The organism is Sorangium sp. So ce375 (assembly GCF_051473855.1).
In the GTDB taxonomy this organism is placed as follows: domain Bacteria; phylum Myxococcota_A; class Polyangia; order Polyangiales; family Polyangiaceae; genus Sorangium.
This window is the reverse complement of sequence record NZ_CP150335.1, coordinates 3,983,991-4,010,369: the sequence shown is the minus strand read 5'-3', so window position 1 is coordinate 4,010,369 and position 26,379 is coordinate 3,983,991. Positions and strand designations below refer to the sequence as shown.

Annotated in this window: 22 protein-coding genes; 13 read left to right on the top strand and 9 right to left on the bottom strand. The window is 71.5% G+C overall.

What is annotated here, in order from left to right; all coding sequences use genetic code 11:
- Positions 1-180: 180 nt before the first annotated feature.
- Together WME90_RS15055 and WME90_RS15050 are read right to left on the bottom strand one after the other, a co-directional pair.
- Complete coding sequence (locus WME90_RS15055; RefSeq protein ID WP_437281802.1) at positions 181-672, bottom strand: hypothetical protein; 492 nt, start codon at positions 670-672, stop codon at positions 181-183.
- Between the two features lie 28 nt (positions 673-700).
- Positions 701-2,245 carry a lysine 5,6-aminomutase subunit alpha gene (locus tag WME90_RS15050; RefSeq protein WP_437281801.1) on the bottom strand — a complete coding sequence of 515 codons (1,545 nt, stop codon included), beginning with the start codon at positions 2,243-2,245 and terminating at the stop codon, positions 701-703.
- Between the two features lie 237 nt (positions 2,246-2,482).
- Between WME90_RS15050 and WME90_RS15045 the strand changes: the two genes are divergently transcribed.
- The 4 genes from WME90_RS15045 to WME90_RS15030 all read left to right on the top strand — a co-directional run bounded on the left by WME90_RS15045 (position 2,483) and on the right by WME90_RS15030 (position 7,473).
- On the top strand, positions 2,483-3,094 hold the full coding sequence (locus tag WME90_RS15045) for an FxsA family protein (protein ID WP_437281800.1): 612 nt from the start codon (positions 2,483-2,485) through the stop codon (positions 3,092-3,094).
- Positions 3,095-3,579: 485 nt separating this feature from the next.
- The gene (locus WME90_RS15040; RefSeq protein WP_437281799.1) at positions 3,580-4,113 is read left to right on the top strand and encodes an NUDIX hydrolase; all 534 of its coding nucleotides are present in this window, start codon (positions 3,580-3,582) and stop codon (positions 4,111-4,113) included.
- A gap of 393 nt (positions 4,114-4,506) precedes the next feature.
- Positions 4,507-5,199: an oxidoreductase gene (locus tag WME90_RS15035; protein ID WP_437281798.1), complete on the top strand. Its 693-nt coding sequence runs from the start codon at positions 4,507-4,509 to the stop codon at positions 5,197-5,199.
- 93 nt (positions 5,200-5,292) lie between these two features.
- Entirely contained in the window at positions 5,293-7,473 is a 2,181-nt protein-coding gene (locus WME90_RS15030) for a RecQ family ATP-dependent DNA helicase (protein WP_437281797.1), read from the top strand.
- Between the two features lie 129 nt (positions 7,474-7,602).
- Here WME90_RS15030 and WME90_RS15025 read toward each other — a convergent pair whose 3' ends face one another.
- From WME90_RS15025 to WME90_RS15010, 4 genes are all read right to left on the bottom strand, one after another.
- The gene (locus tag WME90_RS15025; protein WP_437281796.1) at positions 7,603-7,815 is read right to left on the bottom strand and encodes a hypothetical protein; all 213 of its coding nucleotides are present in this window, start codon (positions 7,813-7,815) and stop codon (positions 7,603-7,605) included.
- Positions 7,816-8,240: 425 nt separating this feature from the next.
- The gene (locus tag WME90_RS15020; protein WP_437281795.1) at positions 8,241-9,350 is read right to left on the bottom strand and encodes a tyrosine/phenylalanine carboxypeptidase domain-containing protein; all 1,110 of its coding nucleotides are present in this window, start codon (positions 9,348-9,350) and stop codon (positions 8,241-8,243) included.
- A 126-nt stretch (positions 9,351-9,476) separates the two neighbouring features.
- Positions 9,477-10,796 carry a PhoH family protein gene (locus WME90_RS15015; RefSeq protein WP_437281794.1) on the bottom strand — a complete coding sequence of 440 codons (1,320 nt, stop codon included), beginning with the start codon at positions 10,794-10,796 and terminating at the stop codon, positions 9,477-9,479.
- Between the two features lie 235 nt (positions 10,797-11,031).
- Positions 11,032-12,393 carry a sigma-54-dependent transcriptional regulator gene (locus WME90_RS15010; RefSeq protein WP_437281793.1) on the bottom strand — a complete coding sequence of 454 codons (1,362 nt, stop codon included), beginning with the start codon at positions 12,391-12,393 and terminating at the stop codon, positions 11,032-11,034.
- Positions 12,394-12,780: 387 nt separating this feature from the next.
- Between WME90_RS15010 and WME90_RS15005 the strand changes: the two genes are divergently transcribed.
- The 6 genes from WME90_RS15005 (at position 12,781) to WME90_RS14980 (ending at position 20,389) form a co-directional block, all read left to right on the top strand.
- On the top strand, positions 12,781-14,451 hold the full coding sequence (locus WME90_RS15005) for an aminotransferase class I/II-fold pyridoxal phosphate-dependent enzyme (RefSeq protein WP_437281792.1): 1,671 nt from the start codon (positions 12,781-12,783) through the stop codon (positions 14,449-14,451).
- A gap of 140 nt (positions 14,452-14,591) precedes the next feature.
- The gene (locus WME90_RS15000; RefSeq protein WP_437281791.1) at positions 14,592-15,299 is read left to right on the top strand and encodes a hypothetical protein; all 708 of its coding nucleotides are present in this window, start codon (positions 14,592-14,594) and stop codon (positions 15,297-15,299) included.
- Between the two features lie 296 nt (positions 15,300-15,595).
- Complete coding sequence (locus tag WME90_RS14995; RefSeq protein WP_437281790.1) at positions 15,596-16,429, top strand: hypothetical protein; 834 nt, start codon at positions 15,596-15,598, stop codon at positions 16,427-16,429.
- A gap of 83 nt (positions 16,430-16,512) precedes the next feature.
- Entirely contained in the window at positions 16,513-17,967 is a 1,455-nt protein-coding gene (locus WME90_RS14990; RefSeq protein ID WP_437281789.1) for a serpin family protein, read from the top strand.
- A gap of 151 nt (positions 17,968-18,118) precedes the next feature.
- The gene (locus WME90_RS14985) at positions 18,119-19,306 is read left to right on the top strand and encodes an acyl-CoA dehydrogenase family protein (protein WP_437281788.1); all 1,188 of its coding nucleotides are present in this window, start codon (positions 18,119-18,121) and stop codon (positions 19,304-19,306) included.
- An 18-nt stretch (positions 19,307-19,324) separates the two neighbouring features.
- Complete coding sequence (locus WME90_RS14980) at positions 19,325-20,389, top strand: LNS2 domain-containing protein (RefSeq protein ID WP_437281787.1); 1,065 nt, start codon at positions 19,325-19,327, stop codon at positions 20,387-20,389.
- A 77-nt stretch (positions 20,390-20,466) separates the two neighbouring features.
- Here WME90_RS14980 and WME90_RS14975 read toward each other — a convergent pair whose 3' ends face one another.
- The gene (locus WME90_RS14975) at positions 20,467-21,666 is read right to left on the bottom strand and encodes a vWA domain-containing protein (protein WP_437281786.1); all 1,200 of its coding nucleotides are present in this window, start codon (positions 21,664-21,666) and stop codon (positions 20,467-20,469) included.
- Between the two features lie 449 nt (positions 21,667-22,115).
- Here WME90_RS14975 and WME90_RS14970 point away from each other — a divergent pair, with 449 nt between their 5' ends.
- Positions 22,116-22,724 (top strand): HAD-IA family hydrolase, encoded by a 609-nt coding sequence (locus WME90_RS14970; RefSeq protein WP_437281785.1) that lies wholly within the window; start codon positions 22,116-22,118, stop codon positions 22,722-22,724.
- A gap of 27 nt (positions 22,725-22,751) precedes the next feature.
- Here the strand turns inward: WME90_RS14970 and WME90_RS14965 are convergent, their stop codons facing one another.
- On the bottom strand, positions 22,752-23,420 hold the full coding sequence (locus tag WME90_RS14965) for a DUF2293 domain-containing protein (RefSeq protein ID WP_437281784.1): 669 nt from the start codon (positions 23,418-23,420) through the stop codon (positions 22,752-22,754).
- Positions 23,421-23,621: 201 nt separating this feature from the next.
- On the opposite strand from WME90_RS14965, the gene WME90_RS14960 reads away from it, so the two are divergent.
- Together WME90_RS14960 and WME90_RS14955 are read left to right on the top strand one after the other, a co-directional pair.
- Positions 23,622-24,206 carry a class I SAM-dependent methyltransferase gene (locus tag WME90_RS14960; protein WP_437281783.1) on the top strand — a complete coding sequence of 195 codons (585 nt, stop codon included), beginning with the start codon at positions 23,622-23,624 and terminating at the stop codon, positions 24,204-24,206.
- 159 nt (positions 24,207-24,365) lie between these two features.
- Positions 24,366-25,172, top strand: a complete 807-nt coding sequence (locus WME90_RS14955; protein WP_437281782.1) for a fumarylacetoacetate hydrolase family protein — start codon at positions 24,366-24,368, stop codon at positions 25,170-25,172.
- Here the strand turns inward: WME90_RS14955 and WME90_RS14950 are convergent.
- Positions 25,161-26,177 (bottom strand): glycoside hydrolase family 11 protein, encoded by a 1,017-nt coding sequence (locus WME90_RS14950; RefSeq protein ID WP_437283614.1) that lies wholly within the window; start codon positions 26,175-26,177, stop codon positions 25,161-25,163. The two genes, WME90_RS14955 and WME90_RS14950, sit on opposite strands and share 12 nt — an antisense overlap.
- Positions 26,178-26,379: the final 202 nt, after the last annotated feature.

The window sequence follows — 26,379 nt, the reverse complement described above, 5'->3', positions numbered from 1 at the left end:
CCTTTTTAAGACTCCAGTGACGTGGCTTCCCGGAGCGGTTCGAGCCCGACTCTGGCGCTGTGCTGGGACGAGAAGGGAGTGAGACGCCAGGATGTAAGGGGGAGAGATCCAAGAGTTCCTGGCGTCCATGGCGCCTCGGCGGTCCCTTTTCCGATCGTTCCGTTCCCCTCGATCGGCGCGTCAGCGCTGGAAGGAGAGGGGCTCGTTGCAGCGCGGGCATCGGCCCGACCAGTACCGCTCGTGGTGGGCCGGCTCGCTGGGGTCCGGGCGTCGGATCCGCCGCGCGCAGCGGGCGCAGTGGACCCGATCGACGAGCTCCTCGATGAAGCCGTGCGACGGGTGGGCGTCGACCAGCTTGCGCAGCTCGGAGAACACCTCGGACGAGGGAAGGCGACCCGCGCGGCGCAGGAGATCCTCGGCCGCGCGGCGGACGTGGTCCCCCGTCGGCGGCTTCGCCTTCGCGGGGGGCGCGGGCGCCGGGAGGTGAGCGAGCTGAGCGCGCATCCGCTCGAGCTCCTCCCTGAGCCCGTCGATCGCGCGCTGCTGTCGGTCGAGCGCCTGCCGCTGCTCCTCGACCCGATCCTCGAGGATCTCGAGCCGCACCGCATCGGTCGCGTCGCTCCGGTAAGGCGAACCGCCGCGCCGTGTCCCCTCGGGCGTCCTTCCGCTCATGCGCCCATGCTCGCAGATTCCGGTCGGCTTATGGGCGCTCCAGCACGTCGAGGATCGGATTGAGGTACTCCGGGTGACGCGCGACGACCCCCGAGTACCCCTTCCCCCCGGTGCGGGTGCGCTTGACGTCGCCGAACGCGCCGCGCCCGATGGCGTCCCAGAGGGTCTCCCGATCGACCTCGTGCAGCAGCGCGTGCGCCTTGTCGAGGACCTCGCGGGCGCGCCGCTCGACGATGCCGCCCGGCTTCCACTGGATCTCGTCGCCGAGGTGCCGCGCCGCGGTGAAGACGTAACGGGCGCTCTTCAGGGAGAGATACCGGTCCATGAGGAGCGGTGTGTGGACCGCCTCGCTGAACATCCCGAGCAGCTCGATCGACTGGCCCGTGGTGATTCCGACCAGATTGAACATCGCGTCGTGAACGTGGCTGTGGAAGATGTCGCCTGTCTTGAACTTCGTGGGCGGCATCCACTTGATCGGGTGCCTGTCGAAGATCTGCCGGACGAGCTGGGCCTGGGCGAGCTCGAAGAGGAGGCTGTCCTCGAGCCAGGGGTTGATCTCGAAGGCGTGGCCGAGGCCCATCTGCTCCTCGCGGAGGCCCGCGCGCCGCGCGAACGCCTCGTTGATGAACTGCGACGCGAGCACCGTATGGGCCTTCTCGACCGCGTCGGCGGTCGTGAGGTAGTTGTCCTCTCCCGTGTTGATGACGATCCCGCTCCTCGCGATGATCCTGCGGGAGAAATACTGATCGATGAACGTCCGCTGCATGTTGATGTCGCGGAACAGGATCCCGTACATCGCGTCGTTGAGCAGCATGTCGAGCCGCTCTACCGCCGCCATCCAGGCGATCTCGCTCATGCAGAGGCCGGACGAGTAGTTCGTCTGCGCGAGGTAGGTGCCCGTGTCGCGGGTCGCCTCGTCGGCGGCGCGCCGGATGATCCTGAAGTTCTCCTGCGTCGCGTACGTGCCGCCGTACCCCTCGGTGGTCGGCCCCTCCGGGACGTAGTCGAGGAGCGACTGGGCGGTCGCGCGGATCACGGCGACGATGTCGGCGCCGGCGAACCCGGCGGCCTTGGCCTGCACGGCGTCGTCGTAGATGTTGCCCGTCGCGACGATGACGTACTTGAGCGGCGCGACGCCGACCCGGTGCGCCGCCTTGTTGGCCTCGCGCTCGTCGCGGGCCCTGTCGATCCGGGCGATCGCCTCCCGCGTCGCGGCCTCGAGCGCGCCGCGCGCCTCGGCCGCGGAGGGCCCCGGGCCGAGGTCGGCCGCCTCGCTGAACGCCAGCATCTCGGCCGCCTCCTGCACCGAGGCGGCGCCCTCGCAGAGCGCCCGGCCGAGGTGGTACGCGACGCCGCGGCCGGCCTGCCCCGCCTTGTGGATGCGATCGACGAGCGCGTTCACGAGCGGTGTCCCCTCGGCGTCGGCGCCCACCACGCCGTAGGCGCGCGCCACGGTGCGCTCGACTCCGACCGTGGTGTGGCGGTCGATGAAGCGCTGCACGTCGTCGGCGATGTCGGCGGCAAACGCGCGGCACGCCTCCACCTTTTCCTGCTCCACGGGGACAGTCGTCATGGATTTCTCCGGGGCAAGCGGTCTTAGCGCACTCTCACCGCGGCTGGTACTCCAGCGCAGGATCTGCGGCGGAACTCGGAACAGCCGACCTCGAGGGGTTCGACCGTGCGCGAACGAGCGAACGAGCCACCGAAGACGACGCGCCGCGGTGCGCGATCACGGCGCGCGGCAGCAACACCGGCGGCGGCGGTCGGGACCGCGCGTGCGCGCTGCGGCGGGCGGCGCTAGACGGGGGTCATGGGCAAGCTCATCCTGCTCTTCACGGCGCTCCCGATCCTGGAGCTCTGGCTCCTCGTGTCGATCGGCGGCATCATCGGCTTCTGGCCTACCGTGGCGATCGCGCTCGGGACGGCGATCCTCGGCGCAGCGCTCGCGAGGCGCGAGGGGCTCAAGGTGCTCGCCGCGTGGCGCGGCGCAATGGAGGCGGGGCGCGTCCCGGACGAGGGGCTCACGGAAGGGCTGCTCGTGCTGCTCGGGGGCGTGCTGCTCGTCGTGCCGGGGGTGCTGACCGACGCGGCAGGGCTCGTGCTGCTGCTCCCGCCCGTGCGCCGGCGGATCGCGGCGGCCGTGCGAGAGCGGTTCGAGCGGCGGGTGGCCGCGGCGGCGACCACCGCCGGCATCGGCGTAGACGGCCCCGGCAACGGCGCGTTCTTCAGCATGAGGGTCATCGACCTGAGCGGCGGGCCGTTCGGCGAGCGTGATGGCGAGCGTGATGAGTGGCGCGCTGGCGCGTTCCGCGGGCAGCCGGCGTCACGGCAGGTCATCGACGTCGAGGCGGAGGTGATCGAGAGCGCCGAGGAGGGTGAGGCCGGCGGGTCGGCGCGGACGATGCGACGACTGCCCGGGTGACACCTCGATGTCATCAATGCCCCGGCGAACGCACGCGCGCTCGCGTCCCGGAGCACCAACGACGCTCGCGCACGACACCCGAACACCCGCGTCATCAGCTCCGCGAGACACGCGAGCAACAACGCATGACGATCATTCACGTCCGGGCTGCACGAATGAAACGACAAAGAAACAGAGCGCATTGTAGGCTCCTCAACGTCGTCGGCGCAGCCCGACATCCCAGGAGAAACGACATGAAGATCTGAACCTGCGCAACATGACGCAACAACGCACAACGCCCCCAACGCAGCAACCTCTATGCTATATCCAACTCGAACCGCGATCCCCTCGACCCGGCCGCGCCGCCCCGACAGCAGCGCGAAGAACGGTCCTGGGATGACGTCCAGCCCTGAACAGCGCCGACGCGCTCGCCTGAACGCGCGGCAGAACGCGCGACAGGCGGTGCTCCAGCGGCCCTGCCGTGCGCCGTCGCGGAGGGTGCCCCGATGAGGCTCATCAAGTCGATGGCCGGCTGGCTGCTCGGATACGTCGATCCACGGGAGCCGCTCGGTAGCTCGCTCATCAACGCCCTTTCCCGACTCCCCATCAACCTCGCCGCGGACGCCGTGTGCCTCCGGAGGAACGCGGACTCGGGCGCCCTCGAGGTGCTCCTGACGCAGCGCGGAGCGTCGGCGACGAGCCCTGGACAGTGGGGCTGCCCTGGCAGCATCCTCTCGCCAGGCGAGCAGCCCGAGCACGTCCTCCAGCGGGTCGGCGTCACGATCTCCGACTTCACGTTCGTCGGCGAGTACTTCTCGGCCGCCACACGCGGCTGGATGCTCTCCCGGGTCCATCTGGCGAAGCTCGCCGAGGTCCCGGCCACGGGCACCTGGTGGCCAGTCGAGCAGCTGCCGGACAACATGGTACCCAAGCACCGGGAGCTCGTCATCCCGATGGCGGTCAAGGCCTTCCACGCCCAGCGCGCGAAGCGCTCGCAGGCCCAGCGCGCGAAGCGCTCGCAGAAGGTCGCCAGCGCGTAGCCCGCGTGAGGCGCCGCGCGGGGTCCCGCGCCGCCGCGCGCGTGGGCCCCGCTCGAGGCTCGCACGCTCGCTTCGAGGAGCGCGTGTGGGCTCACAGGAGATGTCCGGTCATCCCCCTTTCGGGATACCGCCATCTCCTGAGCCAGCAGCTCGACGGAGCTCTGCCGTCGTCCGTCTATGGCGCTCCGGGCACGCGCGGCGCGCAGCTGGCCAAAGGATGGAGCCATGTAGCGCCCGCTCACACCAGGAAAGGAAGCGTGGGGGGGCTGCGGCGGCCGTCCGCCCGCGCCGCGCTCAGCCGGCCGCTATGGTTCGCGCGCCGCTTGCGTTACGCTGCGCGGTACGGCTGTGGATCCCCGCGGCGGCGCTCTCCGCGGGTGAGTCCGCACGGACATGGAAGACATGACGGTCGACAAGACAGCTCTCATCGTGGGAGGAACGGGCCTCGTCGGCGGCCACTGCCTGCGCCTCCTCGTGCAGCAGCCGGCGTACACGAAGGTCATCGCCCTCCTCCGCCGGCCGGCCCCTATCGAAGATCCGCGGCTCTCCCAGCGCATCGTCGACTTCGACCGGCTCGACGGCGCGGACTTCGCCGGCGTGAGCGACGTGTTCTGTGCGCTCGGGACCACGATCGCCAAGGCTGGCTCCGAAGAGGCCTTCTACGAGATCGATTATCGTTACCCCATCACCATCGCCAGGCTCGCCGAGAGAGCCGGCGTGAAGCAGTTCGTCCTCGTGTCCTCCGTGGGCGCCGATCCGCGCTCGACCAGCTTCTACCTGCGCGTGAAGGGCGAGCTCGAGCAGGAGCTCTCGGCCGCGAGCTTCGCGTCGGTCCACGTCCTCAGGCCGAGCTTGCTCCTCGGCGAGCGGGGCGAGGCCAGGAAGGGCGAGGCCATCGGCATCGCGGCGGCGCAGACGCTCCGGTTCACGATGAAGGGCGGCTTGCGCAGGTACCGGCCGATCGACGCGAAGACCGTCGCCGGCGCGATGGTCGCCGCGGCGCTCGGGGGGCGCGCCGGTCGCCACGTCTATCACTTCGACGACATGGAAGCGCTCGCCAAGGGCCTCGGCGTCGTCCAGGCCTGATCGCCGCCATGGCGCCGCCACCCCCCCGGCGACGCAAGCGCGCGAAAGTGCTAGGGCTCGCGGCAGGCACGGCGCTCGCTCGACGACGCCGCCATGGCCTTCGCTGAACGCCCCTTGTCGAACGTGACCGAGCGCCTCGCCCCCTCCCCGCTGCGCCCGCCGGAGAGCCCGCCCCCGTCGCTCGACGCGGTGCTCGCGGAACGGTTCGGCATCGCCGCGTTCCGGCCGTGGCAGCGCGAGGCGATCGAGGCCCTGCTCGGGGGCGCAGGCCGCGTCCTCGTTGTCGCCCCGACCGGCGGCGGCAAGTCGCTCTGCTACCAGCTCCCGGCCGTCGCCCTGCCCGGCACGACGCTCGTCCTGAGCCCGCTCATCTCCCTGATGGAAGATCAGGTCCGCGCGCTCGAGGCGCGCGGCATCCCCGCGACGTTCATCGCGTCCAGCCTCGCGCGCGAGGAGAACGGCCGCCGCCTCGCCGCCCTCCGCCGCGGCGAGTACAAGCTCGTCTACGCCGCCCCCGAGCGCCTCGCCTTCGACGGGTTCCTCGAGGCGCTCGCCGCGAGCCGGCTCTCGCTCGTCGCCGTCGATGAGGCGCACTGCATCGTCCAGTGGGGCCACGACTTCCGGCCCGACTACCTGCGCATCGGCGACGCGCTCGCGCGGCTCCGGCCGCCCCGGGTCCTCGCCTGCACCGCGACGGCGACCCCCGACGCGCGCGACGAGATCATCCGCCGGCTCGGCTGGCCGCTGCCCGCGCCCGACGCCCCGGGCGACGGCGACGCGGTGAGCGGGCGCGGCCGCGCCCCCGACGAGCCGCCGCCCAAGGTGATCCTGCGAGGCTTCGCCCGGCCCAACCTCCACCTGCAGGTCTCCGCGGTGGACGGCCCGCGCGAGGCCGGGCGCCGCACGGCGCGCGCGCTGCTCGAGGCGCTCGGCGATCCCGGGCGGCCCCGCGGGGCGGGCATCGTCTACGCCGCCACCCGCAAGGGGGCGGAGCGCCTGGCCGAGGCGCTCCGCGACGCCGGCTGGAACGCCGAGGCGTACCACGCCGGCCTCGCCCCCGAGTCCCGCGCTCGCCTCTCGGCGGGCTTCGCCGATCGCAGCCTCTCGGTGGTCGTGGCCACGAACGCCTTCGGCATGGGCATCGACCGCCCCGACGTCCGGCTCGTCGTGCACGCCCAGCCGCCGTCGTCGATCGAGGCCTACTACCAGGAGGTCGGCCGCGCCGGCCGGGACGGCGCCCCGGCCCGCGGCCTCCTGCTGTTCGCGCCCGCGGACATCGCGCTGCGCCGCCGGCTCTGCCAGCTCGGCGAGGGGGGAGGTGAGGCGAGCGCCGACGACGCCGCGCGCGCCTGGGGGCTCTTCCGCGAGCTGCTCCGCTACGTCGACGCCGCGACGTGCCGGCACGACTTCATCCTCCGTTACTTCGGCGACGAGGCGGAGTCGCTCGGCGGCTGCGGCCACTGCGACGTCTGCCTCGAGGTCGACGCCCTCGAGGCCAGCGACCCGGCCGCGCTCGCCCGCGACAACGACCTCGTGCGCCGCGCGCTCGCCGGCGTCGCGCGGGTGAAGGGCGGCGCCGGGATGCAGGCGGTCGCGTCGATGCTCGTCGGCGACACGAACGAGCGCGTCCGCCGGATGGGGCTCGACAGGCTCTCGACGTTCGGCGTCCTCGCGGGCAAGAGCCACGACGAGGCCATGTCGATCCTGCGCGCCCTGCTCGCCAACGACTGGATCGATCTCACGACCGGCGAGTTCCCCGTCCCCCTCATCACGCCGGCGGGATGGCGCGTGATGCGCGGAGACGTGGCCGCCCGGGTGAGGCTCCCGCTCCCCGCCGCGCGCCGGCGGCCGCCGCGCCGCGCGGCGCCAGGTCCCTCGCCCGCGGCGCGCCCTCCCGCAGCCGCGCCCTCGGGGACGGCGCGCACGCCGCCAGCCCTGCAGGCGTTCTCGTCCGCAGCGACCCACGACGACGCGGCGCGCCCCGCGCAGACCGCTCCCCTCCCCGCCTCGCGCGAGCAAGCGGCGTCCGGCGTCGAGCTCGAGGAGCGCGACGTGCCGCTCTTCGAGGCGCTCCGCGCCCACAGGGCCGCGCTCGCCAAGGAGAAGTCGCTGCCCGCGTACGTCATCGCGCACGATCGGACGCTCCGGGAGATCGCGCGGATCCGGCCCGCGTCGCTCGACGATCTCGCGCTCGCGCGGGGGATGGGGCAAGCGAAGATCTCGAGCTACGGGGAGGGCATCCTCCGCGTCGTGCGGGAGTTCTCGAGCTCCTGATCGGCGCGACGGCGCTCAGGCGCGACAGAGCGCGGGACCCGCCGGACGGCGTGCGGCGGCGGGGAGACGGGAGAAGGATCGAGGCGGTTCTCCACGCCGTCCCGCTCGATCGCGGGGTCCGCTTCAGGCTCAGGCATGACCGGCGACGCGGAGCTCCGCGATGAGCTGGCCATCCAGGCTGACGAAGGTCGTCAGCCGCCCCTCGACGTTGATGAACACGTCGAGCATCAGGCCCGCGCCGAGATCCAGGACATGAAGGTCGCCCTTGAGGACCACCGTCGGGGCCTCTCCTCCCCTCGGCGGCCGTCTGGGTTCCCTCTCCATGGCCTTCTTCGAGTTCATGCCCGCCTCCGCCCGCCGGCCCGTCCGCGCCGCGCGCCCCCAGGACCGCCGCCCACCGCACGGTCGACCCGCGACCGACCACGCGCGCGAGCCGGCCCGCCCGCCGACCGCCACGATAAGCGCGTTCCGTGCCGTGCTCGCACGGCTGGAGTGATCCTTCCCTTCACGCCGCCCCCTTTCTCTCCGCTCCTCACCCGACCGGCGATGCCTTCATTTCATGGGATCGGTTTCACAGGAAGGCGGGAAGTTCGGCGATGATCGGACTTTTCTTCCCGGCTTCTCATCCTCCCAGCTGAATCGGGCAACCTGGGTCGCGCCGGGCAACCTGGGTCGCGCCGGGCAACCTCGGTCGCGCCGGGCAACCTCGGTCGCGTCGGGCGACCGCGCGCCGGGCAACCTCGGTCGCGTCGGGCAACCTCGGTCGATCACCTCCCCCGCGCCCAGGACGAGAGCGACGCCGCGGCGCCCACGGAGACCCGACCCGAGGCGAGCACCTGCCCGAGCGTCGGCTGCTCCACGAGCAGCGCCTCGACCCGGAGCAACGCCGGCAGGTAGACGACCTCCCGCGCAAGGCCGCCGCCCCGGTGGACGCGCGCCGCGATGCGCAGGGCGTCCGCCGTGGAGCGAGCGCCGCGCGCCTCGAGCAACCGCGCGGTCTCGACGAAGCCGGCGCCGCGCTCGACGCTCCGCGCCGCGAGGTGCCGCAACCCGAGCTCGATCCGGCGGGGGCCGATCAGGTACCCCTCCGCGCGCTCGCGCGCGAGCGCCCAGCCCTCCTGATCGTCGCCCCCGTTCGCCGTGCCGATCGCGAAGATCCCCAGCGGGAGCGCCGCGGCGCGCACGCTGGGCGCCGCGTGCCCCTCGATCTCGTGGAGCACCGTGCGCTCCACGTCGTCGCGCGTGAGCATGCGCCCCCGCGCCACCTGGATCACCCCGTCGCCCGTCGCGGCGAGCGGCGCGATGTCGGCGATCACGACCCGGAGCGGCAGGCGCCGCGCGCCGATCTCGCGCCGCATCCGCGACACGAGCGATCGGGGCGAGCGCGCGTCGTCGCTCCGCACCCGCTCCTCGTCGCCCGGCGCCGCGCCCGCCTCCTGCTCGACCCAGGTTGCGGCGAGCGCGTCCGCCTGCTCGTCGAACGCGTCGCGCGCGGCGTAGCGGCGGCGCGCGGCGGCCCAGCACCCCGCCCCGCCCGCGGCCTCGCAGATCGCGGCCTCCGCGGCGAGCTCGATCGCGCGGCCGGCGTAGACCGCGCCGAGCTCCCCTTGCGCCGCGAGCCGCTCGGCCGCCGCGTCCATCGCTCTCCGGAGCTCGCTGTGATCCTGCGCGGGCGCGTAGGCGAACCGCGGCAGCTCCCCGCCGCTCCGGCTCCAGGTCGCGACGAGCCGCGCGAGCTCCTCGACGAGGTTCACCGGCGTGCTCGAGCCGACGACGCGGATCCGCCGCGCCGCCGCGCCGAGGAGCCGATCCGCGTCCGGCACCCAGGCCGGAGGCGCCGGCCGCTCGGCCGACCTAGCGCGAGGACGCCGCACCACGGCCCGCCGATCCTTCCACTCTCGCCCCCACCCCGCTCGCCCCCACCCCGCTCGCCCCCGCGCCGCTCCCCGCCGCCCCGCTCGCCCCCGCGCCGCGAGGGCGCGGCGCGATCGGCGCTGCCTGCCTCAGAGCAGGTTCGCCGCGAGCTCCGCGAGCTCGCTGCGCTCGCCCTTGGCGAGCACCACGTGCCCCGCGATGCGCTCGCGCCGGAACCGCTCCGCCACAACGAGAAGGCCGTTCGACGCGTGATCTACGTACGGGTTGTCGATCTGCTGCGGATCGCCGGTCAGCACGATCTTGGTCCCCTCGCCGCACCGCGTGATGATCGTCTTCACCTCGTGCGGGGTGAGGTTCTGCGCCTCGTCCACGATGAGGTACTGGTGCGGCAAGCTGCGCCCGCGGATGTAGGTGAGCGGCTCGACCTGGATCCGACCGCTCTCCAGGAGCTCCACGAAGCCGCGCGCGTCGCGCCCCGGCTTCGTGCCGCCGCTGGAGAACAGGAACTCGAGGTTGTCGAAGATCGGCTGCATCCACGGGTTCAGCTTCTCGTCCACGTCGCCCGGAAGGAAGCCCAGATCGCGCCCGAGCGGCATGATCGGCCGGCTCACGAGCAGCCGGCTGTAGGCGTTGTCCTCGGTCGTCCGCTTGAGCGCCGCCGCGAGCGCCAGGAGCGTCTTGCCCGTCCCCGCCTTGCCGATCAGCGTGATCAGCCGGACCGAATCGTCGAGCAGGAGATCCAGCGCGAACGCCTGCTCCTTGTTGCGGGGCCGGACCCCCATCACCCCCTCCCGCCCGACCCGGAGCGCGACGATCTGCCCGCGCGTCGCGTCGAACCGGCCGAGCGCCGTGTGGCTCGGCGCCCCCGCGTCGCGGAGGAGCACCGCCGAGTTCGGCAACAAATCCACAAGGTTGGCGCTTGCCAGGAAGCCGCTCTGGAAGAACGCGTCGACCTCGGCGCCGGGCACCTCGAGCTCGACCACCGATTGCTCGATGGCCGGGTCGTGCACCCGCTGGTTCTCGTACGTCTCCGCCGGGATCCCGAGCGCGTCGGCGCGGATCCGGAGGTTCGTGTCCATCGTCACGAAGATGGTCGGCCGATCCTTGTGCCGGTCGCGGATGTCGATCGCCGTCTGCAGGATGGCGTTGTCCTGCGATCCCGACTCCAGCCCCACGAGCAGCTCCGGCCGCCGCTCCGGGATCGCGATCCGCAGCGTGCCGCCGCTCTCGAGGAGCACGCCGGTCGCGAGCGTCCCCGCGCCGCGGACCTCGTCGAGCAGCCGGGCGATCGTCCTCGCGTTGCGCCCGCGCTCGGAGCCCTCCCGCTTGAACTGATCGATCTCCTCGATCGCGTAGATCGGGATGATGACGTCGTTGTCCTCGAACCTGAAGATCGCGTGGGGATCGTGGAGCAGGACGTTCGCGTCGAGAACGTAATTCTTCTTCATGGGGGAGCGCGACGACGTAGCCCCCTGAAGCGACGGGCGCAAGAGAGCTGTTGTGCCGCCCGCTCTTGGGTACGGACACGCGTGTGGTCACGCGTGCGGTCATGCGTTGATCGACGCATCGGCGCGGGCCCCTCCCGGACATCGCGAGAAATACCGACCTTCGACTCGGCCGGATCTGGAACAACGCCCACAGTCGTCGCTCCGTCCGCCGCGTCACCGAGCCGGCCCGCCATCGTCAGAGATCGATCCGGTAGTCCTTGATCTTGTAGAGCAGCGCCCGGTGGCTGATCTCCAGCACCTCGGCCGCCTTGGTGCGGTTGCCCTTCGTCTTCTGGAGCGCGCGCCGGATGAGGATCTCCTCGATGACGCGCGACGTCTTCTTGATCGACAGCTCGCCGCTCGTCAGCTGCATCTGGATCGGATCGCGCGCCTCGCGGATCCGGTCGGGCAGGTCGGCCTCGCCGATGCGCTCGCCCTCGCAGAGCACCATGGCGCGCTCGACGGTGTTCTCCAGCTCCCGGACGTTGCCCGGCCACCGGTACTCCAGGAGCAGCCGCCTCGCCTCGGGCTCGAAGCCACGGATGTTGATGCCGAACCGCGCGTTGTTCTTCGCGAGGAAGTGATCCATGAGGATCGGGATGTCCTCCCGCCGCTCGCGGAGCGGGGGGATCGCGATCGGGAGCACGTTGATCCGGTAGAAGAGGTCCTCGCGGAACCGGCCGGCCTGCGTCTCGGCCAGGAGGTCGCGGTGGGTCGCCGCGAGGATGCGGACGTCGACCTTGATGTCCTTGCTGTCCCCCAGCCGGCGGAGCGTCTCCTCCTGGAGCACCCGGAGCAGCTTCACCTGAAGCGGGAGCGGCAGCTCGCCGATCTCGTCGAGCAGCAGCGTGCCGTGGTTCGCCTGCTCGAACAGCCCCGCCCGGTCGTTGACCGCGTCGGTGAACGCGCCCCGCTTGTACCCGAAGAGCTCGCTCTCCAGCAGGTTCTCCGGGATGGCGCCGCAGTTGACCGCGACGAACGGCCCGCCGCGGCGGCTCGATCTCCGGTGGATCGCCCGGGCCACGAGCTCCTTGCCGACGCCGCTCTCGCCCGTGATGAGCGCCGTGGTCTTGTAGTCGGCGACCTTCGCGATCGTCTTGAAGATCACCTGCATCGGCGGGCTCTTCGCGAGGAGCTCCTCGAAGAGGTTCTCCCGCCGGATCTCCTGGCGCAGGACGCGGTTCTCGCGGCGGAGCGCCTCCCGCTCCTCGGCCTTGCGGAGCGTGAGCAGCACCTCCTCGGCCTTGAACGGCTTCTGGATGTAATCGTAGGCGCCCGCCTTCATCGCCTCGATCGCCATGTCGACGTTGCCGTAGGCGCTCATCACGATGACCGTGGCCTCGTTCCCCTTGGCCTTCAGCGTCGCCAGGAGGTCGAGCCCGCCCATCCTCGGCATCCGGACGTCGGTGAGGATCACGTCGGGTCCGAACGTCTCGACCATCGCGAGCGCCTCCTCGCCGCTCGAGACCGCCTCGACCTCGTAGCCGTCCCGCTTGAGGAACGTGCGCACCACGAGGCGCAGGTTTTCTTCGTCGTCAACGACTAGGACACGGCGCATACACCCTGAAAACTTTTCCTACACCGGCGCGCACCACTCCGCAACGAGTTGCGTCTTTGCCCTTGCCGCAGCCGGTCATCCGCGGCGCTCGAGACTCGGGTGCAGCGCGCGCGGGCCGTCCGGCGAGCGAGCTCTGCGAACGTCGCCGCGCACCGCGCGAACGCCGCTGCGCGACGCGGAATGCGCGTGCGCGGCGACGGCGCTTCGCGGCGCTCGTGGCACGCCGGGACGACGCGGTGGTGGCAGTTGACGCGGGTCGCGCAGGCTGCTTTAGCGGCGACACGCGCCGGGAGCGAGCAGGGCCAGAGCGGGCCCGATCCGACACGCCGGAGCGGCTTTCGCGGGCAGGACCGCGCCCCTTAGTACGATCGCGTGAGGAGCCAGGGCATGAGGATGAAGGATCGTCTGGTCGACCAAGCAAAGAAGCTCACCTCGTCGAGCAGGGTCGTCCGTGTCATCAGCAACGATCGCGTGATGCGGCTCGCCACGGGGGTCATGGACGCGAAGAACCGCCTGCGCGCCGCCCGGGAGCGGGCCGCGGAGGCGTGGGACATCCTGCTCAACGGGCACGCGCTGCCCAACATCGATCCGGCGCTCGACGACGAGGCCGGCGTCCACGGCGCGACGCCGGCGCGCGCGCCGGCCCGTCGACCCGCCGCGTCCGCCGCGAGCGGCGCGGCGCTGTCGGTCGTGGAGGAGACGTCGAGCGGCGACGCCCCGCGCGAGCGCGGCGGGTCGACGAGCCGCCCGCACGTGAACGGCGCGGGCGCGAACGGCGCGGGCACCTACGTGGCCGCGGCGGCCGAGCAGCAGCTCGCGACCCAGATGGCGGCGCGGACGTCGCTGTCGCGGATCGGCGGGCGCGACGTGTTCGAGAAGGCGTACAAGTTCATGACCGCGGACAACGCCCGCGCGATGGGCGTCTACCCCTTCTTCCGCCCGCTCGACTTCAACAACGGCCCCGAGGCGCAGCTCGAGGGGCGGACCGTGATCATGCTCGGCTCGAACAACTACCTCGGGCTGACGACCCACCCGAAGGTGCGGGAAGCCGCGCGGAACGCCATCGACAAATACGGCACGAGCATGACCGGCTCGCGGCTCGTGAACGGGTCGATGCGTCTCCACAACGAGCTCGAGCAGAAGCTCGCCGCCTACCACGGCAAGGAGGCGGGGCTCGTGTTCACGACGGGCTATCAGGTGAACATCGCGACCATCTCGGCGCTCCTCAGCAACAAGCGGAGCGTCGCGATGATCGACAAGGACGATCACGCCTCCATCTACGACGGCGTGCGGCTCGCGCAGGCCGCCGGCGCCCGGATGGTGCGCTACAAGCACAGCGATCCCGCGGCGCTCGACAGCGCGCTCTCCGAGATCGCCGACACGGAGGGCGCCCTCGTGATCACCGACGGCGTCTTCAGCGCCCAGGGCGAGATCGCGAGTCTGCCCGGCATCGTCGAGGTGGTGAAGAAGCACAAGGCGCGGCTCCTCGTCGACGACGCGCACGCGCTCGGCGTCATCGGCCCGGGCGGCCGCGGCACCGCCGCGCACTTCGGCCTCAGCAAGGACGTCGACCTCATCGGCGGCACCTTCTCGAAGTCGCTCGCCTCGATCGGCGGCTGGCTCGTCGGAGAGCGAAAGGTCCTCGATTACATTCAGCATTTCGCCTACAGCTTCCTCTTCGCGGCGAGCGCCGCGCCGCCCTGCGTGGCGGCCGCCATGGCGGCGCTCGAGGTCATGCAGGAGGAGCCCTGGCGCCAGGAGAAGCTCCGCGAGAACTTCACCTACATGCGCACGGAGCTGCAGCGGCTCGGCTTCGAGCTCGGCAAGACCGAGACGGCCGTGATCCCCATCTACATCCGCGACGATCTCAAGACGGTGATGATGTGGAAGTCGCTCCTCGACGACTACTCGCTCTACGTGAACCCGTTCATCACCCCCGGGGTCCCACCCAAGCAGCAGGTCCTGCGCACGAGCTACATGGCGACCCACGAGCGCAAGCACCTCGATCACGCGCTCGAGGCGTTCGAGAAGGTCGGGAAGAAGTTCGGCGTCATCTGAGGCGGGTGAGACCGGAGCGGCCCCCCTCCGGGCTCGCTCCTGGGCTCGCTCCTGGAACCGAGGCGGTCGCGCGCGACGGCGCGCGCGGCCGCCTCGTTCCGTATTTTCACCGCGCGGCGGGCGTGGTGAGCTGAGCGGTCATGGACCTTCGACCGTTCGTGCAAGGTGTCGCCGGGGCGCTGGGGCCTGCGCTCCGCTCTTTCTTCCTGACCGCCGCGGCCATGTCGCTGCTGGCCGTCGTCCTCGCTGCCTCCTCGTACGCCATCGCGGCAGACGGCTCGGCGCTGCGCGGGGCGCTCGCGGCCGTCGCGGCGATCGCGCTCTCTGCCGTGATCGGCTTCACGCTGTCGTGGAAGCGGGCGCTCGGCACCGGCATCCTGCAGATCGTGCGGGCGAAGCGCCTCGGCGGGACGCTCGTGACCGCGGTGTTCGAGCAGCTGCTCGGCATTTCCGGGCAGGCCGATGTGGGCGCCCGCGGCGGGCGGGTGGCGCAGGCGGTGGAGCGCGTCCCGATCAACGAGGCCGTGAAGCGCCTGCGCCTCGCGGTGATCCACAGGGTGCAGGCGGCGCCGCGAGGGGGCGGCGTGCGGGGGTTCCTGCGGCGCAAGATCGAGGCGCAGCTGCTCGGCACCATCGAGACGCTGACGCTGGCGCGCTTCCGCAACGAGGCCAACCAGGCGGGGGGCATCGATCTGCTGAAGGTGCGGGACGAGCTCGCCCAGGGTGTCGACGGCCTCGTCACGGACCAGATCGAGGGGACGCTGCTGAAGGTGACGCTGCTCCTCGTCGGGGCCGCCACGCTGGCGTCGCTCGGGGCGGCCGCGGGCATCCAGCACATCCCCCTCTGACGCGAGGCGCAGCTCCTCTCCCCTGCGCGCCCGGGACCCGCGGCGATCAGGCCCTCGTCCAGGCGAGCGCAGAAAGCCGCTCGAGCCGCTCCCTCCCCGATCGAGGCCTATGTCCGCCAGGACACGCCCCTTCGAGCGCAGCTCGGGGGCTCGCCGTGCACATCTGCTTTGCCTAACCGCTCTCCACTACGTTAGTGTCGACCTGCTGCCGATACGTTTCATGTTGCTCTCACGTTTCATGTTGCTCTCAGGTTTCATGTTGCTTTCATCTCATGTTGCGCAGAGGAGGCAATTCGATGATGGAGAACGATATGGGGAGATGTTGCTCGGCGCTCGCCTGCGTCGTGGGAATGCTCGCGTCGCCGGCCGCCTGGGCTCAGGAGCCCACCCCGTCCCCGGCTGATCCGGGCGCAGCGGCCGCCGCCGGGGCGACGACCGCGACGGCGCCCCCGGCGGCGACCGCGGAGGCCGCCGCGCCCGCCGCGCCGGAGCCGCAGGCGAGCCAGATCCCGAGCTGGTTCCGCTTCGACGTAGACAGCCTCGGTCTCCAGCTCTGGGCCGGCGCCTCGCACCAGGTCGGCCCCGTCAGCCTCTCGAGCGACATCTATCTCACCCAGCAGGGAACCGCGGAGTTCGACATCGGCCCCGCCTTCACGATGGGCCCTGTCATCATCAACCCGATGGTGGGCTTCGCGTTCAACTTCATGACGATGGAGCCGGCGGCGCTGGTCGCCCCGCAGCTGTTCACCTTCGTCGACGCAAAGCCCATTTACTTCGAGTCGTGGATCCTCGGGTCGTTCTCCAGCATGTTCGACAAGAGCGTCCAGAACTACGCCTACTCTCGGGATTTCCTGCTCTACTACCCGATCGACGACTTCGGCATCGGCCCGCACCTGGAGCTGACGGTCGACCTCAACGACGTCGTGACCACCGACGACCCGGCGACGGCCGAGGACGAGGGGAGCGTCGACGAGAGCGGCCTCGCCAGCCTGCAGCTCGGCGGCGTGATCGGGCTGAACTACGGCACGGGAAACAAGCTGCTCCTTTACCTCGGCTACGAGACGCAGGAGGAGAGCCAAGCCGTCCCGAACAAGCTCGCTGGCCGGTTCACGTTCATCCACAACTTCTGACGATGCGCGCCGCTTAGGACCACACGCCTCTGCGTCTTCCCGCCGAGCTTCCCGCCGGCCTGGCGCGCTGGTACCGCAGCGTCATGGCCAGACCGATCTCGTTCTTCACGACCGCGCTGTGCACGTTGCTGGGGCTCGGGTGTCAGGCCCGGGACGGCGTCCCGCCGGCCGCGCCGGCCCCGAGCACGTCCGCGTGCCAGCCCGCCGACTGCGGCCCCCTCGCGATGATCGCCCGCGTCTGCGACGATGGCTCCACCGGCACCCCGCAGTGCACGCGCGCCGAGGGCGGGGCGTGCCGCTGGGAGCACGTCTGTCCCGGCGCGAAGCCAGCCGCCGAGGCGGCGGCCCCTGGGCCGAGCGAGCCCGCGCCACCCGACGCTCGGCAGCCGGATCCGCCGCCGGCGGCGGCGCTCGCCGACGCGAACGCCGCGTTCGCGCAGCGCCTCTACGGCGCGCTCGCCGCCACGAAAGGCAAGCTCTTCTTCTCACCGGCGAGCATCTCGACCGCGCTGGCCATGACCTACGCCGGCGCCCGCGGCGAGACGGCGGCTCAGATGGCGAAGACGCTCGAGTTCACCCTCCCGCCCGAGGCGCTCCACCCCGCGTTCGGCGAGCTCATCAAGGAGCTGGCGCAGGCGACGGGACCCAAGGGGCCCGAGCTCCGGATCGCCAACCGGCTGTGGGGCCAGGCCGCGCTCCCGATCGAGCCCGCGTTCCAGGGCACCACCCAGCAGCACTACGGGGCGGGGATCGAGCTCCTCGACTTCAAGGGCGGCAGCGAGCCGGCGCGGGGGCGCATCAATCAATGGGTCGAGCAACAGACGAACGACAAGATCAAGGACCTGATGCCCGCCGGCAGCATCACCGGCCTCACGCGGCTCGTCCTCACGAACGCTGTCTACTTCAAGGGGAAGTGGGCGACGCCCTTCGACAAGAAGGCCACGAAGAACGAGCCGTTCACGGTCAAGCCAGGGACGGCGCCGGCCGTGCCGATGATGCGCAGGACGCTCCGGGCGGGCTTCGGGCAGGCCGCCGACGCGTCGGTGCTGGAGCTCTCCTACGAGGCGCAGAGCCCCGAGCGCCGGCTGGCCATGGTCGTCGTCCTGCCTGCGCAGGTGGACGGGCTGGCGAAGGTGGAGCAGCACCTGGCAGCGGGGCAGCTCAAGACGTACGTGGAGGCGCTCCGACCGATGCGGGTCGACGTGGCGCTCCCGCGCTTCAAGATGACCGCGGAGTTCGAGCTCTCCGCGGCCCTGAGCGCGCTCGGCATGCCGCTCGCGTTCGACCACGCAAAGGCCGATTTCTCCGGGATCACGAGGGCAGAACCGCTCTTCATCTCCCAGATCCGGCACAAGGCGTTCGTGGAGGTCAACGAGGAAGGGACCGAAGCCGCCGCGGCCACAGGCGTCGTCATGACGACACGGGCGGCCCCGGCGCAGCCCCAGGTGTTCCGGGCCGATCACCCGTTCGTGTTCCTGATCCGCGACGTGGCGACAGGCACCGTGCTGTTCATGGGCCGCGTGACCGACCCGCGATGACGTTCCCCCCCGGGGCGTAGAGGACGAGAGGACGAGAGGACGAGAGGACCAGAGGGCCGAAAGTCCGCGCGGAGCCCTGAAACCGCCGTACGATGAGCCGTTTTGCCGGGCCTCCACAGGCTCCCCCCACCCCGATGTCAAGGAGCGAGCGATGAAGAACGAAGACGCCGCGAAGGTGCTGCATGCCGTCCGTGACCTGGCCCCCACGATCGCCTCACGGAGCGCGGAGATCGAGGAGGCGCGGCGCCTCCCGGCGGACCTGCTCGGCCAGCTCAAGGCGGCGGGTTGCTTCCGGATGTTCCTGCCGAGGAGCCACGGCGGCCACGAGGTCGATCTGCGCACGGGGATGGACGTCCTCGAGGCGCTCGCCCGGGCGGACGGGGCCACCGGCTGGACCGTGATGATCGGCTCGGAGAGCCCGCTCCTCTTCGCGCTCCTGCCGCCCGAGCGCTTCGACGCCATCTACGCCGGCGGGCCGGACGTCATCATCGGCGGCGGCTTCAACGCGCAGGGCGAGGCCCACGCGACGGAGGGCGGCTACCGCGTCACGGGGCGCTGGAGCTTCGCGAGCGGCTGCGAGCACGCGAGCTGGCTGCTCGGGAACTGCGTGATCATGGACGGCGGCCGCCCGCGGATGGCCCCGGCGGGCGAGGCGGGAGAGGTGCGCGAAATGCCAGAGATGCGAGGCATGCTGTTCCCGGCGAGCGAGGCGCGCATCATCGACACCTGGTCCGTGCTCGGCCTGCGGGGCACGGGCAGCCACGATATCGCGCTGGAAGGGGCCTTCTGTCCCGAGGCGCACACCCTCGATATCTTCCGGGGCCAGCCGTCGGTGGCCGGGCCGGGCTTCGTCGCGCCGGTCCTGCACTTCGCGCTCCACATGGGGGCCGTGGGGGTGGGGATCGCCCAGGGGGCGCTCGACGACATCGTGACGCTCGCGAGATCGGGCAAGAAGCGGCTGTATGCGCGCGCTCAGCTGGCGGACTCCCCGCTGTTCCAGGTGAACCTCGGCCGCGCCGAGACGAGCGTCCGCGCCGCCCGCGCCCTGCTGCGCGACCTGGGGGACGAGTTCTGGGCCGCGTGCGTGAACAACCCAGGCGCCACCCTCGCGATAGCGCCGCGGATCTCGGGCGCCCTCGCCTGGGTGGCCGAGGTGACGGCCCGCGCCGTGGACACCTGCTATCAAGCGGGCGGAGGCGGCGTCGCCAGGAACGCCTCCCCCCTGCAACGGCGGTTCCGGGACATCCACACCTTCTCCCAGCACGCCGCCGCCGCAGAGGGGTGGTTCGGCCAGGCCGGCGCCGCGCAGCTCGGGCAGCCGACCGGCTTGTGGACCTGAGGCCTGGCGAGCACCATCGTGGTCGTCTTGCGCCCCGCTTCGCTCGCCCCGCTGGTCCTCGCCGCCCTGTCGTTCGTCGCCTGCGCCGGCGCCTCGCCCGAGGCCGCTGCTCCCGCGCCGCCGCCGGCCAGGGCGGGCGCCTGTCCGGCCCGCCCGGCCTGCGACGCGCCGCCGCCGGCCGCCCTGCCGCGCGGGTTCAGGCACACCCGGTCGCGCCTCGTCGCGACCGGATGGCCGCGCCACCGCGGGCGCGACCTCTTCGCGCGCGCCGACGGGCCCCAGTGGGCCATCGCGAAGTTCGCTTACGGGCCGCAGGACGACGATCTCGAGGACGAGGACGTCGAGGCCTATCTCCTCCGCGGCTGCAGCGGCGCCTGGGAGCGGCTCGGCACCTTCCGGACGAGCGACGACGATCATCCGCACCCGACCACGGAGGGCATCCCGGACACCGGCGGGCGCGTCTACATCGACCTCGCCGCGGGGCGGCGCCTCGAGGTCGGCCGGCACCGAGTCCACCTCGCCGTGGCCGGCGACGCCACGAGCGCGGATCTGCTCATCGAGGTCCTCCCGCCCGGCGCGCGGGTGGCCGTGACCGACGTCGACGGGACGCTCACATCGAGCGAGACGGCGATGATCGGCGAGCTCGTCGGCGGCTCCCCGCCGGAAGCCCACCCGGGCGCGGCCCAGGCGATGCGCGCCCTCGCCGAGAGCGGGATCTACCTCTTCTACGTGACCGCGCGCCCGGAGTGGCTCGTGGGGAACACGAGGGTCTGGCTGCGAGAGCGGGGCTTCCCGCCGGGCATCCTCCACACAACCATCGGCGTCACGGGCGCGTTCGGCCGCGCGGCGGCCGAGTACAAGACGATCGAGCTCGGCTGGCTCAAGGCGCGCACGGGCATCGTGCCCTCGTTCGGCTTCGGCAACATGCCGAGCGACGTGGCGACGTACACGGCCGCCGGGATCCCTCCCTCGCGGAGCTATTATTACAAGCTCGGCGGCGATCTCCGCGGCGGCGTGCCCCACGACGACTACCGGGGCCTCGTCCCGGCGCTCTTCAGCCCACACGCGGCCTGCGCGCCCTGAAGCAGGCGCGCGCGAGGCGAGCCTGCGCGCCCCCACGGCGGGGGCGCGCCCGGCTCAGAGAGCGCCCTTCGCCGCCATCACTGCGGGATCTGGATCACGTCCTCGCAGGTGAAGTCGACGCCCAGGGAGGCCTCGGGATCGGACTGGATCGCGTTGCACACGCTCTCGCAGAGCTCGATCTGCGTCGGGTTCGAGGGGTTGTCGTAGCGCCAGGCGTCGGCGCTCGCGCACTCCTGATCGTACGCGACGGCCATCGGCTCGCCCCCTCCGCTCGTGTACGTCACGCGCACCCGCTGCTTGTCGAACGTCCTCCCGTCGGGGGCCGGCGGGATCGCGACCGTGCACGTCACCGCGGCGCCGCGGATCTGGTCGATGGCCGCCCTGAACGCGGTCGCGGTCGCGTCGGGGTTGCCGGTCTCGATGATGAACGCCTCCCCCGTGCCGCCCGCCACGGCGATCTCGCGCAGGTTGTCGACGTTCCCCGGCTCGTCGTCCGGCGGGTTCGCCACCCCGATCACGTAGGTCGGGACGTTGTCCTGGCGCGCCCCCTCGACGCGCTCGACGACGGCCGCGATGTTGTCCGCCCCCCCGCCGCAGCGCTGCGGGTAGCCGTCGGTCACGAGCACGAGCGCGTACTTCCCGGGGTTCTCCTGGCGCTGCGCCTCGATGAAAGTGACCGTCCCTTCGACAACGAACGCCGTCGGCGTGCTCGTGCCCCAGTCGTCCTCGTTCGCGGGCGTGACGTCGTCGATCGCCTTGCCGAACGCCCCGGAGGGCAGCGGCGTCATCGCGACGTCCGGCGTGCGGTAGGTCCTGGCCTCGCACATCCGCCGCTCGCCGGGGAAGAACGTGAGCGAGGCGGTGAGCCCCGCCGACGCCGGATCCGTGAAGAACTGCTTTGTCGCGGCGACGACGGGATCCCACTTGAGCTCCTTGCTGTGCGAGGGCCTGTCGTTCATCCCCATGCTGCCCGACACGTCGAACGCGACAGCCAGGTACACGGGCTGGAGCCCGGCCTTGGCCGTTTGCGTGGCGCACGCATCCCCGGCGCCGGTCGAAGGGCCCGCGCCGCTGCTGGGGTTGCCCGAGCCGGCGCCGCTGCCCGAGGTCACACCCCCTGAACCGAAGCCGTTGTCGTCGCCTCCGGTCCCGCTGCCCGAGCTGTTCCCGGCGCCCGAGCCGCTCTGAGAGAGATTATCGCCGTCATCGCCGCCGCCGCACGCCGCGCTGGCCACGACGACCGTGAACAAGGCAATGCCCATCGCAGGCAATCTCATGGCCTGACTCCTTTTTAAGTAAGTCCCGGCGCAGCGCGCCGGTAGATAAAGCAGACCACCACATGAGGCCTCAGGAGCCGGCGCATCGCCGGACCACGCTCCTGAGGACTCGCCACCCATGCCCAGTATAGACCATCGCGCACTGCATTGCGAGATGCGCTTTCTCAAAGTTCGTATCAGTTTCGTGTCATCGCGTGGGTTGGCGTCGGTTCGCGTTGGTTCGCGTTGGTTGGCGTCGGTTCGCGTTGGTTCGCGTTGGTTGGCGTCGGTTCGCGCCGGTTGGCGTCGGTTCGCGCCGGTTCGCGCCGGTTCGCATCGGCTCGCATCGGTTGGCGTCGCGTCGGTTCAAGGCACCCTCAGCACAACTGACCCGTGTGGCCGCACGCCTGTGCGCCCGTGTGATCCGCGTGCGCACACACACGCTCGCGCGGTGCTACGGTTCGCGCCTGATGGTCCGCGCAGTGTGCTTCGATCTGATGGATACTGTCCTCTACGACCCGTACCGCGAGGCGCTCGCCGCGGCGATCCGGTGCGCCGCGCCCGCCGCGCCCGCCGAGATCGCGCGGCACCGCGACCCCGCGTGCTGGCCTGCGTTCGAGGCCGGCGAGATCGATGAGGCTGAGTTCGCTCGCCGGTTCTTTCGTGAGGGCGCCGAGGGCGTCTCGTTCGACATCGACGCGTTCAACCGGGTGCGCCGCGCGGGATACCGCTTCTTGCCCGGCGTCCGGGAGATCGTGGCGTCGCTCGAGGGCCGCGCGCTCAGGTTCGTGGCGAGCAATTACCCCGTGTGGGTCGAGGAGGTGCGGGAGTCGTTCGCGCTCGACGTCCTGTTCGAGGGCGTCTATTCGAGCCATCACCTGCGCGTGCGCAAGCCGGCGCGAGAGTTCTTCGATCGGCTCGTGAGCCTGATCGGCGTCGACGCGGGCGAGTGCCTGTTCGTCGACGATCGCGCGGAGAACTGCGACGCCGCGGCCGAGGCGGGGATGCGCGCGCACGTGTTCGACGGGGCCGCGAGGCTGCGCGCCCGGCTGGTCGGCGAGGGGCTGCTCGGCGCGTGAGGCGCTCGCTCCGCCCGATCGGGCGGGTCAGAGCGCCGCGCAGAGCGGGCACGACGCGCCCGCGTGCGGCGCGTCGCCGCGATGGAGATCCAGGATCGCGCGGGAGATCTGCGCGAGCTCGCGCCGCACCTCGCGGCGCATCCCCTTCACGCGCGGGATCGACATCGTGTCGTAGGCCGTGGTCTGGTGCCGCATCCAGGCGATCACGGCCGACTCGGCGCGCTGCGCGACCGGGATCCGCTCCGTGCGGGCGACGGTGCCGCTGCCGACCGGGGTGGCGTGCAGCGCCACCTTTGTCGCGAGCGACCGCGCGAGCGCCGCGTAGCGCGGCGAGAACCGGAGGAACACGGCGACCGCGGCCTCGAACTCGCGCACGTACTCCTCCTGGTCGCGCTCCCGCCGCCGGGCGTCCGCCTCGCGCTTCTTCGCGTACGCCGGCGTGCTCCGCTCGGCCTCGAGCGCGGCGCGGGCGGCCTCGATGGTGGCGGCCGGCGCCCAGAGGCCCTGGGAGAACGTCTTCCTCCCGCGCTTCTCGACCACCATCCAGGACGGGCCCGCGAGCTTCACCCGGCGGGTGAGCCCGGCGTCGCCCGGGGGCAGGCACGCCCAGCCTTCGGGCGGCGAGAGCAGCGCGCCGTCGGGGGCGCGGAAGCGGCGGGGATCCGGGGTCGGGGCCAGGGTCAGGCACTCGGGCATGGCGGGCCGGCGGCGTGGTAGGCCAGGCCGTGCCGCGTGTCCAGCAGCCTCCGTCGGCCGCCGTCACCTCGCGTCGCGCCGGACCGGACCGGCCCGCTGCGCGACGGCGAGCGATGGTACGCTGCGCGCAATCCAGGGGCGAGGTGCGAGGGGCGCTCGCCGGTGTCCGCCCAGGCGCGGCCAGCAGGACAGGAGGACGACGTGTCGGACGACGATCGCACGAGGTGGGACGCCCGCTACCGCGAGGGCAGCGGCGATCCGGGCGAGCCCTCCGCGGTGCTCACGGCCCTCGATCCGCTCCTGCCCCGGCGCGGGCGCGCGCTCGACCTGGCCGGCGGCTCCGGTCGTCATGCCCTCTGGCTCGCGCGGCGCGGGCTCGACGTGACGCTGGCCGACATCTCCGAGGTCGGGCTCGGCGTCGCGCGGAGCGCCGCGGCGAGAGAAGGGCTCGCGCTGCGCACGGTCGCGCTCGACGTGGAGCGCGACCCGCTCCCTGTCGGGCCGTGGGACCTGATCCTGATCTTCTACTTCCTCGAGCGCAGGCTCGCGGCCTGCGCGGCGGAGCTCGCCCCGGGCGGCCACCTCGTCGTCGTGCACCCGACGCGGTCGAACCTGCTGCGGCACGCGCACCCGAGCGCGCGCTGGCTCCTCGACGACGGCGAGCTCCCCGGGCTCCTCGGCGACGCGCTCGAGGTGGTCCGTTACGAGGAAGGGTGGCTGGAGGAAGGGCATCACGAGGCCCGGCTCGTCGCGCGACGTCGGGGCGCCGCGGCGCCTCCTCGGTGACGGCGGCCCGCCGCGACGCCGTGCCGTGACGGCGCATCCGCCCACGACAGCGATCGCCGATCCCGGCGCCGTGCGAGCGCGCGCTCCGTGCGCGACGCCGCGTCATGGAGAGGCGGGCGCGGGCTTGCCGCGACGCGAAGATCGCGCTTTGCTCGCGCCATGCGCTTCGCTCGCCTCGCGCCCCCGGATCAGGATCGCCCGGCCTTCTTCGCCCGCCTCGACGGCGCGGCCGCCCTCGTCTTGGACGCGCCGCCGTGGCTCGGCGGCAAGACAACGGGCGAGGCCGTTGCGTGGACCGACGTCGATCTCGCCTGCCCCGTGCTCCCCACGAAGATCGTGTGTGTGGGGCGCAACTACGCCGCGCACGCGCAGGAGCTGGGCAACGATGTCCCGGTCGAGCCGCTCCTGTTCTTGAAGCCGCCTTCGGCGCTCATCGGTCCTGGCCAGGCCATCGTGCTCCCTCCGGAGAGCCAGCGTGTCGAGCACGAGGCGGAGCTCGGCGTGATCATCGGCCGCCGCGCCAGGGCCGTGCGGCCGGAGGAGGCGCTGGATCACGTGTTCGGTTACGCCTGCCTGGGGGACATCACCGCGCGGGATCTGCAGCGGAAGGACGTGCAGTTCACGCGGGGCAAGGGGTTCGACACGTTCTGCCCGGTGGGGCCGTGGATCGAGACGGAGCTCGATCCCGGGGCGCTCCGCGTGCGGGCCGTCGTGAACTCCCAGGTGCGGCAGGACGGGATGACGGCGCAGATGATCTGGGGAGTGCCCGAGCTGGTGGCGTACATCAGCCGGGTGATGACCCTGGAGCCCGGCGACGTCATCGCGACGGGGACGCCCCAGGGCGTCGGGCCGATCGTGTCCGGCGACGAGCTCGTCATCGACATCGTCGGCGCCACGGCCGAGGCGCGCGGGATCGGCGCGCTGCGGCTGCCCGTGGTCGCGCGGGGAGACGGCTCATCTCATTGAGAAGCTCACGTCAGCCCTCCCGCTGCCCTGATAGCCTTCCACGAACATCGAGACCTCGCTCAGGGTCCCCATGTTCATCCCCAGCTTCTGCCATGCATCGAAGTGGTTGGCGACGGTGATGGTCCCGCTCGTACGCTTCTGCTTACGGACGCTCCAGAACTGATAAGGGGGATTGATGCCAACAGTCCGCCGGGTTTTGTAGATGTCATAGACGCCTCCGTCGCTCGCGACGGTGCCCATGAATCCCGTTGTGCCAGGGGGACGCCAGGCGCCCCAGCTATCGATGATATAGTATTCCACGTCCGGGCTCTTCGTCCACCCATAGGCACCCATGTAGGCATTGCCGTTTGGCTGAAAGTCAGCCTCGTAGGTCACGATCTGGTTCCCCGACCCGGGCTTCAGGCCCTTACGGCCCAGCAATTCATTGATATTGTTCCATTCGACGCTGAAGCCATCCGCGGTGTTGGTCAGGCATCCGGTCCCCTGGTCCATCCAGAGTTGATAGAAGAAGCCGCATTGGCTGCCACTTTGATTGCCGCAGACCGTCTCATCGGGTGTCGTGCACGTGTCGGGTGCGCCGCCTCCCCCACCCTCCCCATCGGCGCCGCCTGCCCCCGAGCTGCTGCTCGACGACGAGCTAGAGCTGCTGCTCGATGACGAGCTAGAGCTGCTGCTCGATGACGAGCTAGAGCTGCTGCTCGACGACGAGCTAGAGCCGCCGCTGCCGGCGACCGATACGAGCGAGGGCTTACCGGAGCCGTTCGCGCAGAACCCGAACGACGTCGAGGTCCCCTTCGCCAGCGCTCCGTTCCAGTTCAGGTTCGAGGCGGTGAGCTGTCCGTTCGATGGGGCGAAGGTCGCGTTCCACTGGTTGGCCACCGTCGTGCCGTTGAGACCGACCACCACGCGCCAGCCGGTGGTGCTCTGCTGGCTCGTGTTCTTGACCGTCACGATCGCGCAGTAGCCACCCTGCCACTGCGACTGAAGAGTGAGATCCGCGGACATCGTGCCGTCCGAGCTGTTCAACTTGGAGTCCAGAGCACCGACGTCCTCTTCCACGATGTGCTCCGCGCTGCACGCCAGCAGGCTGCATGCGACCGCGGCGGATAAGTAGCCAAGCAAGGGAGCGATGCGCATCAAAGGTTTCTCCAGGATGGACCGATTGAGTTGCGGGCTTCTGTTCGAGATGGCAACCATGAGGCGAAAG

Bases quoted from the DNA above. Each gene is read 5' to 3' on its own strand.
- WME90_RS15055 (WP_437281802.1), bottom strand. From the start codon at position 672: ATGAGCGGAAGGACGCCCGAGGGGACACGGCGCGGCGGTTCGCCTTAC.
- WME90_RS15050 (WP_437281801.1), bottom strand. From the start codon at position 2,245: ATGACGACTGTCCCCGTGGAGCAGGAAAAGGTGGAGGCGTGCCGCGCG.
- WME90_RS15045 (WP_437281800.1), top strand. From the start codon at position 2,483: ATGGGCAAGCTCATCCTGCTCTTCACGGCGCTCCCGATCCTGGAGCTC.
- WME90_RS15040 (WP_437281799.1), top strand. From the start codon at position 3,580: ATGAGGCTCATCAAGTCGATGGCCGGCTGGCTGCTCGGATACGTCGAT.
- WME90_RS15035 (WP_437281798.1), top strand. From the start codon at position 4,507: ATGGAAGACATGACGGTCGACAAGACAGCTCTCATCGTGGGAGGAACG.
- WME90_RS15030 (WP_437281797.1), top strand. From the start codon at position 5,293: ATGGCCTTCGCTGAACGCCCCTTGTCGAACGTGACCGAGCGCCTCGCC.
- WME90_RS15025 (WP_437281796.1), bottom strand. From the start codon at position 7,815: ATGAACTCGAAGAAGGCCATGGAGAGGGAACCCAGACGGCCGCCGAGG.
- WME90_RS15015 (WP_437281794.1), bottom strand. From the start codon at position 10,796: ATGAAGAAGAATTACGTTCTCGACGCGAACGTCCTGCTCCACGATCCC.
- WME90_RS15010 (WP_437281793.1), bottom strand. From the start codon at position 12,393: ATGCGCCGTGTCCTAGTCGTTGACGACGAAGAAAACCTGCGCCTCGTG.
- WME90_RS15005 (WP_437281792.1), top strand. From the start codon at position 12,781: ATGAGGATGAAGGATCGTCTGGTCGACCAAGCAAAGAAGCTCACCTCG.
- WME90_RS15000 (WP_437281791.1), top strand. From the start codon at position 14,592: ATGGACCTTCGACCGTTCGTGCAAGGTGTCGCCGGGGCGCTGGGGCCT.
- WME90_RS14995 (WP_437281790.1), top strand. From the start codon at position 15,596: ATGATGGAGAACGATATGGGGAGATGTTGCTCGGCGCTCGCCTGCGTC.
- WME90_RS14990 (WP_437281789.1), top strand. From the start codon at position 16,513: ATGGCCAGACCGATCTCGTTCTTCACGACCGCGCTGTGCACGTTGCTG.
- WME90_RS14985 (WP_437281788.1), top strand. From the start codon at position 18,119: ATGAAGAACGAAGACGCCGCGAAGGTGCTGCATGCCGTCCGTGACCTG.
- WME90_RS14975 (WP_437281786.1), bottom strand. From the start codon at position 21,666: ATGAGATTGCCTGCGATGGGCATTGCCTTGTTCACGGTCGTCGTGGCC.
- WME90_RS14970 (WP_437281785.1), top strand. From the start codon at position 22,116: ATGGTCCGCGCAGTGTGCTTCGATCTGATGGATACTGTCCTCTACGAC.
- WME90_RS14965 (WP_437281784.1), bottom strand. From the start codon at position 23,420: ATGCCCGAGTGCCTGACCCTGGCCCCGACCCCGGATCCCCGCCGCTTC.
- WME90_RS14955 (WP_437281782.1), top strand. From the start codon at position 24,366: ATGCGCTTCGCTCGCCTCGCGCCCCCGGATCAGGATCGCCCGGCCTTC.
- WME90_RS14950 (WP_437283614.1), bottom strand. From the start codon at position 26,177: ATGTCCGCGGATCTCACTCTTCAGTCGCAGTGGCAGGGTGGCTACTGC.